Source organism: Bifidobacterium vansinderenii (assembly GCF_002234915.1).
In the GTDB taxonomy this organism is placed as follows: Bacteria; Actinomycetota; Actinomycetes; order Actinomycetales; family Bifidobacteriaceae; genus Galliscardovia; species Galliscardovia vansinderenii.
Genome location: NZ_NEWD01000006.1, coordinates 24,852 through 41,366 on the forward strand (window position 1 = coordinate 24,852; position 16,515 = coordinate 41,366).

Genomic DNA, 16,515 nt, shown 5'->3' on the forward strand with positions numbered 1-16,515 from the left:
AGTTTACTAATGAAGCGATCCGTCAAGCTATCGAGGTTTGCCTCACTCGAAATGGTGCTCTAACCCATATGGCACTACTCAACAATGATCCGAAGGATGATTAGTGCTCTTCAGTCATCTCAGCTCATTTGACCGGAGGAGCGCCGGCGCCGTCGTGAACGCAACCAATACACAATGACCGCAGAACAGCGAAATCAACAGCAACCAACGAATCTTGCAAATACCACGAAAATGACGTCGTTACAGCGGAGACGCAACAAACGGAGACCGACGAAATCACCAAAGCAATCCTCGAACTAACAAGAGACTACCCGGTCACGATGAGAATGAATAGAAACAAACAATGCTACATATCTTTCCTAAGTTCAGTACTTTAGTTCACAGTTACTTTAACAAGACCTCAAAATTATCGAATTTGACGATTATCAAATCGTCAATAAGGAATTCATCATGAACATATCCGAAGCTGAGAGACTTGTAAAAAAATCCTATCCGAAATGGGAAATATTCAGCGCTGCCGAAAATGATACGGCGTACGTGTTTTTAGGCGTGTACTTCGGGCCAGATGAAAGTGCGATATCCAATATTGCCGTCGATAAGGACGACGGATCAGTACATCTGCTGATTCCTAGAACATCAGAGTCCAAGCACTACCTACCTGAGAACACAAATGTCTTATGGACGGAATGTTACGAACCCGGCTATGAAAAGACTCCTGACCGAGGGTATAAGCCGCCTGAAAAATACGTTGAAGCTCTAGATGACAAAATCGAACAGCTTCTGATATCCATTCTACGAAAAGAGGGAATGAACGAAGACATTGATGAGACTATGGGCTTCATCAATCACGCCGAATGGGATATTGGCATCAGTATCGGGTTCGACGCGTTATTGAGCCGACGCATCAGGCTAGATACGAAATCTTTGGATCTGTTCGGTAGATTCGCACATCAATACGCGGAAGACGAGAGATATCTTGAAGACGAATTCATAGAACTATATGAAGGCTTCAAGAACCTATGAAGAAGTGATCGGGTTCGCAAGTCACCCCACAACCTCACTGCTCCCCAGCTCCCTCAACAGTCTCTTCAGTTCGCCCCGCAGCCGCTGACGATGCCGGTACATGGCGTATAGTCGCTCGCATTCCTCATGGACGCGGTTCTCTACATACGGCTGGCATTTCCTCAGAACCTCGATCACCTGCGCAACGAGTTCCGGTGAATCGCTCTTCAGGATCGGGGAGTCGGCGTCTCGCAGCGGGGAGAGCAGGATGTTGCACACGTCTTCGGCGTGATGCTCCACCACGATGTCGAACATCGTGTCCATGAGCTCGGCGGCCGTACTCGCTACCACGTATCGGGACCGGCAACGAACCTTGCAGTACCGCCAGGCCGCGTCGCTCAGCCGTTCCGACCGTAGCAGCTCCTCATAGGCGAGCTGCCGGCCGGCGAATATCGGATCCCGATAGTACCGCTGATGCACACGCACCATCCGGCGCACGTCCTCCGGCCACTGCTCACCGGCCAGCGCCTTCAGCTTGCGAACGTAAAGCCCATAGTCGATCTCGCGTCCACGCCTCGGAACGTCGAAGCCTGGCACACCGGATATCTTCCACCTCCAAGGCAACCTGTCGATAACGATATAGCAGGCATAAATGCGCCGCAGACCATCCTCGTCACCCAAACGCTCATACGCCGCCTCGAGCAGCGTCCACCAGCCCTGCGGCAATCCGGGCGGCGCGGGCGAAGGATTCGCATCCGGCAATCCGATGTCGGCCAATTCCCGCGTCTTCTGATCATGGATCGTTTTCACGGCATGGTCGAGATCATCCATCGCCAGATACCATTGCAGCAAATCGCGCGTCATCGCCCACTGCCGGTCATCCATGACCAGCAAGTAGTCCGACTCGCTCGTATCGTCCAAACGATATCTACCAAAACTGTCGAATACATAGGCCGATACGGCGCGCCCCGCCGCTCCGTCACCGATATGGTCAGCGCGCGGATGTGTATCCGCCACTTCCGGGTCCACGTCCATAGTGTGTTCCCCCTCAATGTCATTCGTCATCATCGGAGTCCTTCCCCCGAAGCGATCCCCGACTCCTCCGAAGTCTGCGCCGAAGGACTATCGATCCCATCCTCCTCGATCTCGACTTCCGTCGTGCCGTCTTCTTCAGGCACATTCTGATCATCGTCATCATCGAAATCATCGTCATCATCGAAATCGGGAAGCTCATCCGTGCCCGCATCCGAAACATAATCCTCAAGGCACTCGCGCAGCTTCTCACGCTGCGGGAACATGCCGACGATATGCTCGGCCAGTGCGCACGCCTCGTCATAGCCGATCACGGTGTCGATCTTTCGAATCCACCGCCCCACGCGCTCCGCGGAAGCCTCATCGTCCTGCTTGTAGACGTCCGAATCAGGATCCTTCAGCACGTTGCGGAAATAGCGCAGCGTTTCCTCCAACGACTTGGGATCCCGTGCGATCACATCAAGCAGGCGAATCGTAACATCGCCCGTGCAGCTCGTCAGACAATAATCAGACGCCTCCCTGGCCAGCCGTTCCTCCCGTACCAGCCTCTCATACGCCGGATTGACCTTTGGCATCGAACCGAACCTGCGGCACTTCGTCTGCAGACGGACTATCTCATCCCGATCCCCCTCCCAATGTTCTCCGCTGATCGCACGCAACCGTGCAACGTACACGGCCTCCGGATCGGTCTGCGCGATGAGAATGTAATACACGTACAACCGACGCAGTCCCTCAACGTCGTGAAGATGCTCGTACGCGGCCTCCAGAATGGTCATCCACGTATGCGGCAGGTCATCCAAATGCGACACGGTGGAACTCGGCACGAGAATACGCATGTTCGCAAGATTCCGTTCATTAGCGTTCGTCGGACGCCGTTTCCTGTACAACGACTCGCGATGCTGCGCCAGAGTTTCAGTCGCCGCCTGACCGGGACGCCGCTGCAGCTCCTCGTTCTCCTCCAGGTCACCATTGCGGAACAGATCATGCTCCATGACCCGGAAGACCTTCTCCAGATCCGGGAACTCATACAACGTCTCCAGAACACGTTTGACCGCACGCCAATCATCATCCGACAGTCGCGACGAGAACGAAAACTCACGGCGCACATACCCATGCACCATATCTGACGCATCCCGCGGAAACTCGGGTTCAACCCCCTGCTCCCGATCACGCCGCCGACGCAGCCACTCCGCCATGGCGATCAACGTGGCCGCCACATGCTTGCAATACGCGGAACGCCGCGCATACGGGCAGCTGCACGCGGCCGACACCACCCGACCCCGATGCAGACGCACATCCACCTGATAATCATCATTGCCACGGACCACAGCGTGCCACAAATCCTTCGCGATCGGCTCGGGCACGTCCACCTTCCCGGCATCAAAATACGCCCGACCGCGTTCGTAGATATAGGACTTGAACAAGCCGTAATAGCGCCCCTTCAGGAACTCGTCGATGTCGGCGTCGGACATCCCGATATCGGCACTGACACTATCGGCACCGGGCGTTTCTTCAGACATCATCGTCATCATCGTTCACCTTTTCACTTGATCCACTTGCCTCTTCGCAACCACTCTCCTCATTCAACCACACATGGGCGCGACTGTAACATCAGCGCAATCCCGCGATACCATGGCGCTATGAAGATGTTCAATGTCGAACCGACCCCGGTCATGGAATTCCGCACATTGTTCCCCGTCGAGAACAAGGATTATCGCGAGCAGGATCAGCTGCTGCGCGATGGCCGCGATCTGTACGAATGCGCCAGACTCAGGCACGTCACCAACACTGACGGGATATGGTATGCCGACGTCGTCGACGCAACAAACGGCACAAAAATCAAGGCCTCCGTCGCCATTCGGTCGGATGGAGAGACGATCACCGGCATGGCATGCACCTGCACCACGTCTAAACCACTCTTCAGCACACCGAAGTCACAATCGCAATCGCCGCGATGCGTTCATGCCTGCGCCTTGTGTTTCATGCTGTTCTACCGTCATCGCTATCAATCCCGCGACGGCAAGCCCCATATCCCCTATGAGGCTTCGACCATTGCTGACCGTTATCTTTCCGATCGACTGCGAAGCCGCTTCGCCGCAGCCAACAATGCCGAAGCCGGAAGGACGGTTGCTGCTGGATTGGAGGTGTTGCTGAGTTTTCCAAATAAGGACAGTGACCGCGATAACTTCCACTGGAGGGAGTGGCTTGGCAATCGTTACGGATGTGTACTGCTGGGAAACTGTCTGCCCTCCATTGAAGAGTCCATCGATAACGCAACCCGGACATGGCCCAAACGGGATACTTCGGATCTTGACGCCACTCTGCCGCACGGTTGGTTCACACTGCTCGAAAGCGCGTATGAGCGCGCAGAAGATGTGGACCAACTCGCTCGGATATACGCCATCTACATCGTGCAAGGAAAGAATCCGCAGGACGCGCGGTACGTTGACCGTCTGCGTTGGATGTTGTCGGGATCACGCGCATTGGAGTCGAAGCTCAATACGCTCATCGACGACATCATCCGTTACTACAAACCGCCGAAAGATGAATGGCATCATGATCGATCGAACCGCGCCTACGAGCAGCTGTTGCGCGTCTTTATGATGTCCGACGCGGCAGTGGAATACTGCAATGTCATGCATAAGCGTGACAGATGGTGTTCAAAGCGACTAAAGGAGACCATCGCCGTCGATTATCCAGAATTTGGCGGGGCCCTCGCATCGCTCAAAAATTCCGGTGCATGGAGCCAGCGGTACGACGACAATCTGGATTACGACTTGCGCGAATTCCGAATCCTTCTGCAGGAGCTCGCCCCCATGCTGTCCGTCAACGGATACACGGATCCCATCATCGATGACTGTTCTGAGCTGTTCCAGGCGGCGGCCCGCGGGTCGAAATCGACCTTCAGACTCACCATATCGCGCTACTTCAGCGACACCCGGCGTGCCACGATATGTCGGGATCTCATCGACATGGTCCGCGGCAACGAGGATCCCGAATACTCCATCAACGCATGCCTCAAGCATATTCTCGATCGTGCCTATGACGGCATTGCAGCATACGCCGATCCTCTGTCCAAGACCTTCCTTGTCGAAGACGACATTCAGGTCTTTACCGTCCCGGTCGACGACTCGATTCTGCAGCAGAAGAAGCCGAAGGATTTCAAAGAAGCGCTGCAATACGTCGATGCAGTGGACAGCAAACCATTCACTGGCGATTATGAGAAAGACCTCGCCATTATTCAGGCCTCTTTGCAGGAGCAACTCGCACAGCGAAAGGCCGCCGCCCGATTGGAAGACATGACCACGGAGAGCAACGACAACGTCGTTCTCAACAACGATCAGAAAACGAATCCGACCGACCTGCGCGAATGTCTCAACAATCAGCTCGCGGTACTGTACGGATGCCGATACACTCTGGACACGCTGGACGATCAGGACTTTGGCGTCGACGATCTGTTTATTCCGGCCGTCACTCTTGGTCAAAAGGCGAAATGGTATTGTCTGACGCCGGGCCAGCTCGGACTCTGTGCCGCGGAATATGCGCTGCGATATCAGCGGTGTCGACAGACGCAGCAGGACCCGTCGCTTTTGTTCCGCCGTCTGACGGAAAAGGGCTTGAAGCGGTCCATCACGAACACTCTTGCGTACATGATGGAAGCGGCCGGCATGCTCGGATTCTCGGGAGCACCGAAGACTGCCGAGGAGAGAGAAGCACTCCATGCGCTTCGTGACGATTCCCGTTCCGAACACCATCAATGTCAGATGCGCCCTGATCGCGACGAGGCTTTGCGGTTCCTCGCCGATACCCTGGAACAAATCAACAGGAACTTTCACGCGCCCGACATCCATGATCTTGCCATGGCTAGGGACTACACGTCCTTTGATCAGCTTGGATTCTGCAACGACAGGGAGAAAAGTCATATCGTCCTTTCCATGATGCTGCTCATGGCCAGCATGCCGGACCAGGTTTCCTCGATGATCATTGGACGGCCAGAGCATGCCGAACTCGCCAGACTCATTGTTGACAAGGCCAAAGCGACTTTTCTCGAGCTTCAGAAAATGCGGGAGAAGGAGGATAAAGAACCGGATTACGAATACATGTTCTTTCATGCGCTGCCCCTGTCCGACACCATCAGCCTTGCGATGGACATGCTGTGCGACGTTCATGAGCGTATGCGCAATGCGTGATGCCGGAAAACATTCGTCATTGAACACCAACTCTCATGAGCGATGACTCTGGGAGACAAGCCGCCTTCGGCGTCAGGAACCGCATTCCCGTCTACAATGCAACCATGATCAGTGAAGATACCATTCAGGAGATTCGGGACTTCGTGCGGGAGCGTGACTGGAGTCGGTTCCATACGCCGGAGAATCTGGCGAAGTCCATCAGCATCGAGGCGGCGGAACTGCTGGAATGCTATCAGTGGAGTCCGCAGATGCCGCCGCTCGGTGAGGAGCATGTTCACGAGGAGCTTGCCGACGTGCTCATCTACTGCATCATGCTCGCCGACCGGCTCGGTGTGGACATGGACGACATCGTCGCGACCAAGCTGACGAAGACCCGTGCCAAGTATCCGGCGAGCGCGGTGCGGGATCATCCCGACGAGGCCATCAGGCGACATTGGGCCGCGCGCGGCGAAAGCGTAAGCGCGGACGGGGACGAATCCGCGGAAAACGAAGCCTCGGAACGGTCGGAACTCTCGAGGAATCAGCTGAAGCAGATGGTCTCCGCACGCAACGACATCGCGATTCGTACGGTCGGTCAAGCTACCGAGCTGGCTGATTCCATGCGGATCCGTCATGATCTTCGCTGGCTGCTTGACGAGGAAGCTAGCGGCGTCAACCACGACTATTTCGGTTTCTGGAACGGTGAGGACTGGGCGTCGAACTTTCATCCGGCGCCGTTCGACGTTGACTGGGACGTCTCCGGTGATGCACTGCCCGAACGCACGATATTGCACTTTGCATGCAGCGAGCAGTGGTTCATGTTCCGCAAGGCATGGCGGTTCAACGACGCCGATGCCATGCATGCGGTGCTGCAGCCCGGACTGGCCCCACATGACTACAAACGAATCGGACGCAGCGTGAGGAATTTCGACGAAGTGATTTGGAGTCGGGAATCCGATCGGTACATGCTCGAGGCGCTCATCTTCAAGTTCACGCAGAATCCGGAACTGGCCGCAGCGCTATTGGGCACCGGCGATCAGGTTCTTGTCGAATGTTCCCCGTTCGATGCCATTTGGGGAATTCGTCTCGGCAAACGGGATCGCGAGGGCCGAATCGACGATCGTTGGCTGGATCCCCGAAACTGGAAGGGGAGGAACCGTCTGGGATTTCTCCTCATGGATCTAAGGGAGGCGCTGCGCGCGTAGGGCAGATGTCGCGATAGTCCCTCACTCCAGCTACCGCAGCTGTGGATCCGCGAAGCGGCGATTCTTCAGGACGGGGAGGTCGCGGCGGGCTTGGACAAGCGCGGTTCGGTCCAACGTGGCGGTGATCGTCTCTGCGCTCGAATCCCCCGCCTGAGCGATTACCTCGCCCAAGGGACCGATGATGCGGCTGCAGCCGATATTGCGTTTGCTCACTTCGCTGCAGGCCAGCACATAGCAGGTGTTCTCCATGGCCCTAGCCGCGGTCATCAGAGACCAGTGGTATTCCTTTGCCGGACCCCGCACCCATGCGGCGCTTACCACGATCGCATCCGCGCCCCGCACGGCCAGCGAGCGCGCGGTTTCGGGGAAGCGCACGTCATAGCAGGTCATCACGCCGATCTTCCATCCGTCAATGTCTACGATCGGCGGCAGTTCGTTTCCGGGACGCACCACATCGGACTCCCGTGCCGAGAACGCATCATAGAGGTGCAGCTTGCGGTAGGAAGCGACGATTCTGCCATCGCGGATCACCAGGAACATGTTGGAGACCCGGGAATCCGGACCGTCATCATCCGAATCCCCGGCGATATGCACTGTTCCCATCAGCGTGATGCCTCGGTCGGCGCTGACCCGGCGCAACCCCTGTACGAACGGCCCATCCAACGGTTGGGCATGTGCGGCGGCGAAGGCGTCGTCATCGCCATCGCGGGCGATTAGCCCCTCCGGCAATACCAGCAGCCGTGCGCCCTGCGCATTTGCATCTGCTGCGAGACCATCGATGATCTCGAGATTCCTCTCCGGTTCACGAGCCACGGTGAATTGGGCCACCGTCACCTTCAACCGATCAGTTACATTTTCACCCATCATTGCTCCGTTCTCGTCACATGCCGTGCTTTTCGCGGGGACGACTCACACGCCCCACTGGAACGCTCTTCCCCCGTCTCGAAGCTTCTCGTACCGCATATGTGCCAAGAATACGCAGAATTCTGCCCTATCCCCCGTTTTGGAGGTCCTTCCGCCGGCCTGCAAGGATCTATCTCCCGTTTGGGAGGTTCTTCATAAAGTAGCCACTCCCGCCGTCTTTGCCGTAATACGCCTTCTCCAGTCAAGAAAACCAATGTTCTCCATAAAAGCTACGGAATATTGCCACTCTTGACGTATCTTCTTGAATCGCAAGAACCTCCAAATCGGTGGTTAGCTTTCTGCAGACTCAATAAAAGACCTCCAAATCGGGAGATGGAACGGCATTGCGACCTCTCGAAGTCCGTAAGCGGCCCAGATCGGGGAGATCCCGGATTCACCGCATCTCATCCAAGCGCTCAGTCCGTCTCATCACGCATCCTCGTTGAGACTTTCGGTCACTGTTTCCAATCGGCGAACGCCCTGCGGAATGTCTCCGCGGCTTCAACGGTGCTTGCATAGGGCCGCCCTATGCCGATGAGCCGCTTCATGCAACGAAGCTGATCAGCGGTCAGCACCAATTCGTCATACCACGCCGCGCCTTTTGCGGCGCGCGCTCCATGTTCCCGGTTCCCGTCGCGTGCTTTCCCCGGGCGTTGCGTCAACGCGTCACACGAATACATGAGGTAGAGCAGCACGTCGGCCAGCCGAGCATGGTCAAGGTCGATCCTGCCGGAATCGGGAATCACAGCGCTCTCCGCATTATGTGCGGCATCCGGCATATCCGGCATTGAGCGCATCCCAGGTCCGGAAGCCCGAACATCAGGCCCCGGCCGCGTCGGCATGTACCGGGCCAGTCCAAAGTCGATCAGCGATGCATGCTTCCCATCGTCCATCACGTTCGACAGGCTGATGTCGCCGTGAATCACGCTGCGCGAATGCAGGTAGACCAGCACGTCGAGCAACTGAACACCGATGCGGTAGATCTCAGCACGGGAGAACTCCTTGTGTCGGTCAAACAGCCAGCTTTTCAATGTGATCCCCGGCTGCTGGGACAGCACGAAATAGTAGCCGCTGCGTTCGTTGATCACGCCCAGCAACTCTGGGACGGCGGGATGCGACAGCCCGGAGAGAATCACCGCCTCATAGTGGTTGCCTCCCGCATTGCGCTTCCGCATTCCACGTCGAAACCGCTTGAGCACCACACGTCGCCCATTGGGATCCTCGGCCTGCAGACACATGCCATACCGCCCGCCGCCCAAACATCTGGTCACCCGGTATCCGCCGATTACGGCGCTTCCACGTCTTCCAGCCGAAACAGGCACCAACATGCGGAACAGCACGGCGTCGAACGTATCGGCCATCGTGCAGAACATCCCGGACAGGAGGCGCACAACCTTGGAGGCTTGAGGGAATCGGAAGAATGACAAGGACTTCTTCATAACGGCAATCCCCCGATTCCTTCGCACACAGCCGCATCTATCTTCTCCACAACCGGTATCGCGTTCGACATCCAATCACAACACCTGCCGCCCGCGCAGCCGCGCAGCCCGCGGCGGCGTCACCGCAAACATCCACAGATCCATGAAAGACGCGGCGCCAATCTCACCGCTGCGCCGGAGCCCCGCATTCCATGCAGAACTTGGCCCCCGGGCTCAGCGGCTTGCCGCAGTTGCCACAGAACGTGGCGTTCGCCGTCATCTTCGCGCCGCATCCGAGGCAGAACTTGGAGCCGGCGGGAACCACCGTGCCACACTGCGAACAGGTAAGACCGGCCGCGGAACCAGCCACGGCCCCAGCACCGGCACCAGTCCCCGAACCGGCGGCCGGCAGACTCGCCTGCCGCGAAGGCTGCGAGACCTGAGGCACCTGCTGCGAACGCCCCTGCACCGGATACTGAGGCTGCTGACCCTGCGGATACGGCTGATACCCCTGAGGATACTGGGGATACCCCTGCGCCGGATACTGCTGCGGATAGGTCACATACCCCGCATCGGAGCTCGACATGCTGCCGAACATGCCGAACAGTCCCTTCTTCCTGTAGTACTTGCGCCCCTGATACCGATTCGGATACCTTCTGCGACTGCTCGACCCGAAGAAACCACTCATGACGCCCTCCTAACGGCTGTATGGCTGGGCGCGACAACGCATGACACCTTTCATCACGCCTTGCACCGCGCACCTACCGGCATGCGCAAGCCATCGCGCACGCCCCGATCACCCGTATTGTAAGCCCATGAACCGCAGGGCAAGGTGAAACGTCCTTGTTCCCGAACACTCGGGCCGCCGATCCCCAACGGGTCCGAAGCCGTAGCGAAACATCCCATTCGCGTCCCTGCACACAGACAAACGCTTATGCCGCGCAGTCCGTCAAGGCCAACGCTATGGCTCACATAATCCCTTCCTTCGTGCTTTAGTGAACTTGCTTACATGCGATTTCGCCCGTCGTGTCGACGACACGTCGGCGAGCGCATTCGCACCTATTCTTGATGGCAATTCCGACCGGATCCTCGGCGAACGGCACGCGATCCCACACGTTTCCGAGCGCTCGCACGATCCCGAAGTCGGACGGCGTCGCGACGGCACTGCCTCAACGCGACGTCACACACGACGACATCGAAAGGAGGTTCCATCGATGAGCGGCAGAACACCCTACGTGTTCAACATCCAGCACTTCTCCACGCACGACGGCCCCGGCGTACGCACCACCGTGTTCTTCAAGGGCTGCCCGCTGCGCTGCGAATGGTGTCACAACCCCGAAAGCCAGCTGTTCACCCCGGAGATCATGACCGACAAGAACGGGAAGATCGAACACGTGGGCAGGCAGTACACCATCGACGAGCTGATGAAGGACGTGCTCAAGGATCACATGATCTACGACCAGTCCGGCGGCGGCGTAACGCTTTCCGGCGGCGAGGTGCTGGCCATGGACCACGACTACATCATGGAGTTCGTTCGCCGACTTGACGAACAGGAGATCAGCATCGGCATCGACACGTGCGGCGTCGCGGCGAGCAAGACCGTGGAGGAGATGTGCGACTACGCCGACTTCTTCCTCTACGATCTCAAGTTCATCGACGACGACCTGCACAAGCGGTACACGGGCGGATCGAACCATCTGGTGCTCAAGAACCTCAAGATCCTGGCGGCGAACAACGCGCGCATCTTCCTGCGGCTCATCATGCTGCCCGGCATCAACACCGGCAAGGACATGATCGAACGCACTATGCTGTGGCTGCGCACGAACAACATCCCGGTCGAGCAGGTCGACATCCTGCCCTATCACAAGTTCGGCATGAACAAGTACGCCAAGCTCGGACGCAAGGCGATCTACTTCGAGGTGCCGAAGGACGAGCAGATGCAGGAGGTCAAGTCCGAGATCGAGAAATTCTACGACAACGTGACCATCGGAGGATGAATCGTCCGGCATGTCACGCTCGACCCATCCGCAAGGCTCGCCCCATAGGCGTCACCCGTGGCAGAAACGGCAAGCCATAGGCACCCGCCGTCACGACGGCGAACATGTTGCAGGACTGTAACATGAAAGCGTCGCTGGACACACACGGCGACATCGCACCGCGCTATGATGGCGGCAACAGCGCGGGAAACCAAGCAAATTCAATCAATCAACAATCACCGACGACCAACAACGGCGGCGACGAACCCACGAAAGGAGGCACATCATGAACGATTCGACGATCCACGAATCCATGAGCGCGCGCTCCTACGTGCGCCCCGAATCCGGTCCATGCCACGCGATCATTCGTATTCACGCCAACAGCAGCGTGCTGTATTCGCGCAAGCGCAGCAAGGCCCATCCCGGTGCGCGCAGCGGCGCCGAAACCATTCTCAAATAATCTCGCATCGTTCGCGCGCGGAAGCGCGACGATTCCCCAGTCTTTCTCTATCCTTTCATCGGCTGCACCGAACCGCATCATCACATCATCGCGGCGCCATGCCAGCCAAGATTCTCGTCCGTTCCCTTCGCTGTCTGCAGGCATATCATCCGTCATCGTCTGCGGTCAGGAATCCCGGACATTGCATCGTTCATTCACGGCAAACGCAATGCCGCTCCCGCCCGTACAACAGCACGGCCACACGGCAGCACGGCAGGGACCGGCATTGCGCAACACACGTCATAATCACACGTAAGGATCATCATGACCACTGCAACCATCACGCCGACCGACACCACCACCGGCATCGACTGGAGCGAAAAGCGCGGCTCAACCATGCGCACCAAGCGTCTGCGCGAGCAAAGCGAGACCACGCATCCGAGCATCTCGCTCGAACGAGCCCTCATCGAAACCGACGTCTACAAGCAGTACGAGGGCAAGGTGCCCACACCCGTGCTGCGCGGCCTCTTCTTCAAGACGCTCATGGAGCGCCGCACCCTGTACCTGGGCGACGACGAGCTGATCGTGGGCGAGAAGGGCGTGGGCCCGCAGTCCTCCCCCACGTTCCCCGAACTGTGCTGCCACAGCCTGCAGGACTTCGACAACATGAACAACCGCGAGCACGTGTCGTTCTCCGTCACCGAGGAGCAGAAGGAGATCCAGCGCGACGTGATCATCCCGTTCTGGAAGGATCGCGCCACGATGACCAAGATGATGAACGCCCTGCCCGAGGAGTGGCACCTGCTGTTCGAGGGCGGCATGTTCACCGAGTTCATGGCGCAGCGCGGCCCCGGGCACACGGTCGCCGACGGCAAGATCTACCACACCGGATACGCGGACTTCATGAAGCGTATCGACGACGAGCTGGCGAAGATCGACTACAACAACGACATGGAGGCCGAGCACAAGGAGAACGAGCTCAAGGGCATGCGATTGGTGTGCGAGGGCATGATCATCCTCGGCCAGCGTTACGCCGCGCTCGCGCGCGAGAAGGCCGCCGAATGCGACGATCCAGTGCGTCGCGAGGAACTCGAGCAGATCGCCGAGGTGTGCGACCGCGTGCCCGCTCACGCGCCGCGCACCTTCCGCGAGGCGATCCAGATGTACTGGTTTACGCACATCGGCGTCACCAGCGAGATGAACAACTGGGACTCCTACTCCCCCGGCAAGTTCGACCAGCATCTCGAGCCCTTCTACAACAGGGAGATCGCGGCCGGCACGCTCACCCGCGAGCAGGCGCGCGAATACCTGGAGTGTCTGTGGGTGAAGTTCAACAACCAGCCGGCGCCGCCGAAGGTGGGCATCACGCTCAAGGAGTCGGCCACCTACACCGACTTCTGCAACTTCAACACCGGTGCGCTGCGGCCCGACGGCACCTGCGGCGTGAGCGACGTGAGCTACCTGATCCTCGAGGTCATGGACGAGATGAAGCTGCTGCAGCCGAGTTCGAATGTGCAGATCAGCCGCAAGACCCCGGAGCACTTCCTGCACGAGGCCGTGAAGATCAGCCGCAAGGGCTGGGGCCAGCCGGCGTTCTACAACTCCGACGCCATCATCCAGGAGCTGCTGAACATGGGCAAGTCGCTCGACGACGCCCGTGAATCCGGCATTGCGTCCGGCTGCGTGGAGACCGGCACCGCGGGCAAGGAGGCGTATGTGCTCACCGGCTACCTGAACGTGCCGAAGGTGCTCGAACTGGTGATGTACCGTGGCTACGACCACTACACCGGCAAGCAGATCGGCATCGACTGCGACGATCCACGTGATTTCACAAGCTTCGACGAGCTCTATGCCGCGTTCGAGAAAGAGCTCAGGTACGTCGCCGACATCAAGGTGGCGGGCAACAACTTCATCGAGCGTCTGTTCATGGACACCATGCCCGTGCCGCTGCTGTCCGTGATCACCGACGACTGCATCGCCAAAGCCAAGGACTACAACTGCGGCGGCGCCCGCTACAACACCAGCTACATCCAGTGCGTGGGCATGGGCACGGTCACCGACTCGCTCACCGTGTTCAAGAAGCAGGTATTCGAGGACAAGCGCTTCACCATGGACGAGGTGCTCGCCGCATGCGAGGCCGACTTCAAGGGCTACGACGACATGTTCGACCAGGTGTTCAACCACACTCCGAAGTACGGCAACGACGACGACTACGCCGACGACGTACTGCGCGAGGTGTCCGGATCCCTGCAGAAGATCGTGGCAGGCCGCCCGACGCCCAAGGGCTCCAAGACCATCGTGGAGTTCCTGCCAACCACATGCCACGTGTACTTCGGCCAGACCATGATCGCCTCCCCGAACGGCCGCCATGAGCACATCGCGCTGCCCGACGGCATCGCCCCGGAGAAGGGCGCGGACGTCAACGGCCCGACCGCGGTGATCCGCTCCGCCGCGAAGATGGACCAGCTCAAGACCGGCGGTGCGCTGCTCAACCAGAAGTTCACGCCGCAGGTGGTGGCTGGTAAGAAAGGCATCCTCGGCATGAGCGCCCTGATCCGCAGCTACTTCGCCATGGACGGCCACCACATCCAGTTCAACGTGATCGACCGCGCCACGCTGATCGACGCGCAGAAGCACCCGGAGCAGTACAAGGACCTGATCGTCCGCGTGGCTGGATACTCCGACTACTTCAACAACCTGGACAAGGCCCTGCAGGACGAGATCATCGCCCGCACCGAACAGTCACTGTGATCCTGAGTCGTTGGCATTGGGAACACAGCGCTCCATAACCTGCTTCTAGGTCGTATACTTCGCGGATTAAGAGGTCGGGAAAGGAAGTGGCGCGGCATCCGAGACACGATCGGAGGCCGCGCCCCTTCTTTTTGGGATTTGAACTTCGAAACACGAAGGTGCAGCTATCTCCGCCGTTGTCCTGATCGGTTCTAGGCAATGGAGGATTGCTTCCTATGCATTATTCGGCAACATAAAGGACCAGGTGATTGTGCTTTTTCTTCTCTTCTTGAATCAAGGACCACCCCGACTTCCTCTGTTATGGGTCATACACGGTCAGATGGACCCGATCATGACCTCGAGATATTTCTTTGTGAACCAACATCAAGAGACATTGCACATAGCTTCATGGCAATCTGCGACTTCTGAAGTGATTTTCGCTCTCTGCAGACACCAAACTCAAACTTCTGAAGTTTCCCAGAACGATACAGCAAGTAGCGACATTGCAATTGCAGCAAAGCTACCTGCCGTATCGCGTTCTGTTACTTCAGAAGTTTGAGTTTGGTGTCTGCAAAGGAAAGGAATCACTTCAGAAGTCGCAGTTTGCTCGTCGGTCAGCGCCCGGAAAGCCATCAGGATGCCAGAATCGCATGATTCCATGCCAAATAGTCATCCAGCACAAATGTCGTTCACGCGCCACCTTCGGCAAACTCCGCAATCAGCGTCAGAAAACGACAAAACCGCACTCAGCCCAGTGTCCCATATCTCCATAAGCGGCCATCAGCCAACCGCTCGGTGCTTCTGCGCGGCACAAGCACAACCTTGGATCCGGTCACCTGCTCTATTCTTGCCGCAATCCTGCAAGCCAGACGCTCCTGCGCCGCCTCGTCCCGAATGTCCTCATAGAACACGTTGATGATCGTCCATCCCAAATGCTCAAGCATCTCGCGACGGCGGCTATCCGCCTTCCATTGGCCTCCGTGATGCTCCCCATCATATTCAATGGCGATTCCCCATTGCGGGTAAGCCATATCCAAATAGCAGAATCTCCCCTTCACATCATCTCTGGCAACCGGATAGTTCACCTCCGGACACGGCAGTCCATAGCGCATCGGTACAAGCCTCGTTCTTGTCTCATATGAGGAATCCGTTCCCTCCCTCGCCAGTCGAAGCGCCTGCCTGCATTTTCGAATGCCGCGGAATCCCTTGGCCGAGGCAACGGCCCGCTCCAACTCTTCCAAGGTCAGTCTGACCAGCCGCCCATCGCGACGCGTGAGACTGTCCGCCAGTACGATCAGCTCCTCCAAGGAAAGGATGGATGCGTAATGCATCCACACGTCGGCAAGCGACACGCAGCGAAAGCGCCTATCCACCAGAACGGTGTCAAAGGGTTGCGCATAACAGTGGAACCGAACGCCGCGTATGTCGCTCCGATTCCGATCGTCACATACCGCCACATGACAGATGGACTTGTTCAGCCGAACCTCCTTCGGCAATTCGACCGATTGCAGTTCCAGCGAGGTGCACAGGTCGAAGACCAATTCAAGTCCGGTCCGCTGTTGCGCCTCGGCGCACACCTGTGCCCTCTCGTATTTTGCCAGTGTCAGATTCTTCAATGTCAGGGATCCGTCATTCATGGCT

At 57.8% G+C, this 16,515-nt stretch carries 13 protein-coding genes; 6 read left to right on the plus strand and 7 right to left on the minus strand.

Features of this window, described 5'->3' with window-relative positions:
• Positions 1–450 precede the first annotated feature (450 nt).
• Complete coding sequence (locus tag Tam10B_RS03145; protein ID WP_093959819.1) at positions 451–1,023, plus strand: hypothetical protein; 573 nt, start codon at positions 451–453, stop codon at positions 1,021–1,023.
• 21 nt (positions 1,024–1,044) lie between these two features.
• Here the strand turns inward: Tam10B_RS03145 and Tam10B_RS03150 are convergent, their stop codons facing one another.
• Positions 1,045–2,070 carry a hypothetical protein gene (locus Tam10B_RS03150; RefSeq protein ID WP_093959820.1) on the minus strand — a complete coding sequence of 342 codons (1,026 nt, stop codon included), beginning with the start codon at positions 2,068–2,070 and terminating at the stop codon, positions 1,045–1,047.
• Entirely contained in the window at positions 2,067–3,566 is a 1,500-nt protein-coding gene (locus Tam10B_RS03155) for an SWIM zinc finger family protein (protein WP_233133556.1), read from the minus strand. The genes Tam10B_RS03150 and Tam10B_RS03155 overlap by 4 nt, the downstream gene beginning before the upstream one ends.
• A gap of 108 nt (positions 3,567–3,674) precedes the next feature.
• Between Tam10B_RS03155 and Tam10B_RS03160 the strand changes: the two genes are divergently transcribed.
• Together Tam10B_RS03160 and Tam10B_RS13790 are read left to right on the plus strand one after the other, a co-directional pair.
• On the plus strand, positions 3,675–6,224 hold the full coding sequence (locus Tam10B_RS03160; protein ID WP_093959821.1) for a hypothetical protein: 2,550 nt from the start codon (positions 3,675–3,677) through the stop codon (positions 6,222–6,224).
• 104 nt (positions 6,225–6,328) lie between these two features.
• Entirely contained in the window at positions 6,329–7,408 is a 1,080-nt protein-coding gene (locus tag Tam10B_RS13790; RefSeq protein ID WP_158214116.1) for an NADAR domain-containing protein, read from the plus strand.
• Positions 7,409–7,438: 30 nt separating this feature from the next.
• Here Tam10B_RS13790 and Tam10B_RS03170 read toward each other — a convergent pair whose 3' ends face one another.
• The 3 genes from Tam10B_RS03170 to Tam10B_RS03180 all read right to left on the minus strand — a co-directional run bounded on the left by Tam10B_RS03170 (position 7,439) and on the right by Tam10B_RS03180 (position 10,417).
• The gene (locus Tam10B_RS03170) at positions 7,439–8,275 is read right to left on the minus strand and encodes a nitrilase-related carbon-nitrogen hydrolase (RefSeq protein WP_233133557.1); all 837 of its coding nucleotides are present in this window, start codon (positions 8,273–8,275) and stop codon (positions 7,439–7,441) included.
• A gap of 491 nt (positions 8,276–8,766) precedes the next feature.
• Complete coding sequence (locus Tam10B_RS03175; RefSeq protein ID WP_093959822.1) at positions 8,767–9,750, minus strand: protein kinase family protein; 984 nt, start codon at positions 9,748–9,750, stop codon at positions 8,767–8,769.
• A gap of 163 nt (positions 9,751–9,913) precedes the next feature.
• Positions 9,914–10,417 (minus strand): zinc ribbon domain-containing protein, encoded by a 504-nt coding sequence (locus Tam10B_RS03180; protein WP_093959823.1) that lies wholly within the window; start codon positions 10,415–10,417, stop codon positions 9,914–9,916.
• A 526-nt stretch (positions 10,418–10,943) separates the two neighbouring features.
• On the opposite strand from Tam10B_RS03180, the gene Tam10B_RS03185 reads away from it, so the two are divergent.
• From Tam10B_RS03185 to hypD, 3 genes are all read left to right on the plus strand, one after another.
• Positions 10,944–11,726: a glycyl-radical enzyme activating protein gene (locus tag Tam10B_RS03185; protein ID WP_093959824.1), complete on the plus strand. Its 783-nt coding sequence runs from the start codon at positions 10,944–10,946 to the stop codon at positions 11,724–11,726.
• 265 nt (positions 11,727–11,991) lie between these two features.
• Positions 11,992–12,165: a hypothetical protein gene (locus Tam10B_RS13210; RefSeq protein WP_158214117.1), complete on the plus strand. Its 174-nt coding sequence runs from the start codon at positions 11,992–11,994 to the stop codon at positions 12,163–12,165.
• Positions 12,166–12,468: 303 nt separating this feature from the next.
• Positions 12,469–14,895, plus strand: coding sequence for a trans-4-hydroxy-L-proline dehydratase (gene hypD / locus Tam10B_RS03190; protein WP_093959825.1), 2,427 nt, complete (start codon positions 12,469–12,471; stop codon positions 14,893–14,895).
• A 438-nt stretch (positions 14,896–15,333) separates the two neighbouring features.
• Here hypD and Tam10B_RS12875 read toward each other — a convergent pair whose 3' ends face one another.
• On the minus strand, positions 15,334–15,534 hold the full coding sequence (locus Tam10B_RS12875) for a hypothetical protein (RefSeq protein WP_143248520.1): 201 nt from the start codon (positions 15,532–15,534) through the stop codon (positions 15,334–15,336).
• Between the two features lie 86 nt (positions 15,535–15,620).
• On the minus strand, positions 15,621–16,511 hold the full coding sequence (locus tag Tam10B_RS03195; RefSeq protein WP_093959826.1) for a DUF559 domain-containing protein: 891 nt from the start codon (positions 16,509–16,511) through the stop codon (positions 15,621–15,623).
• Positions 16,512–16,515 lie beyond the last annotated feature (4 nt).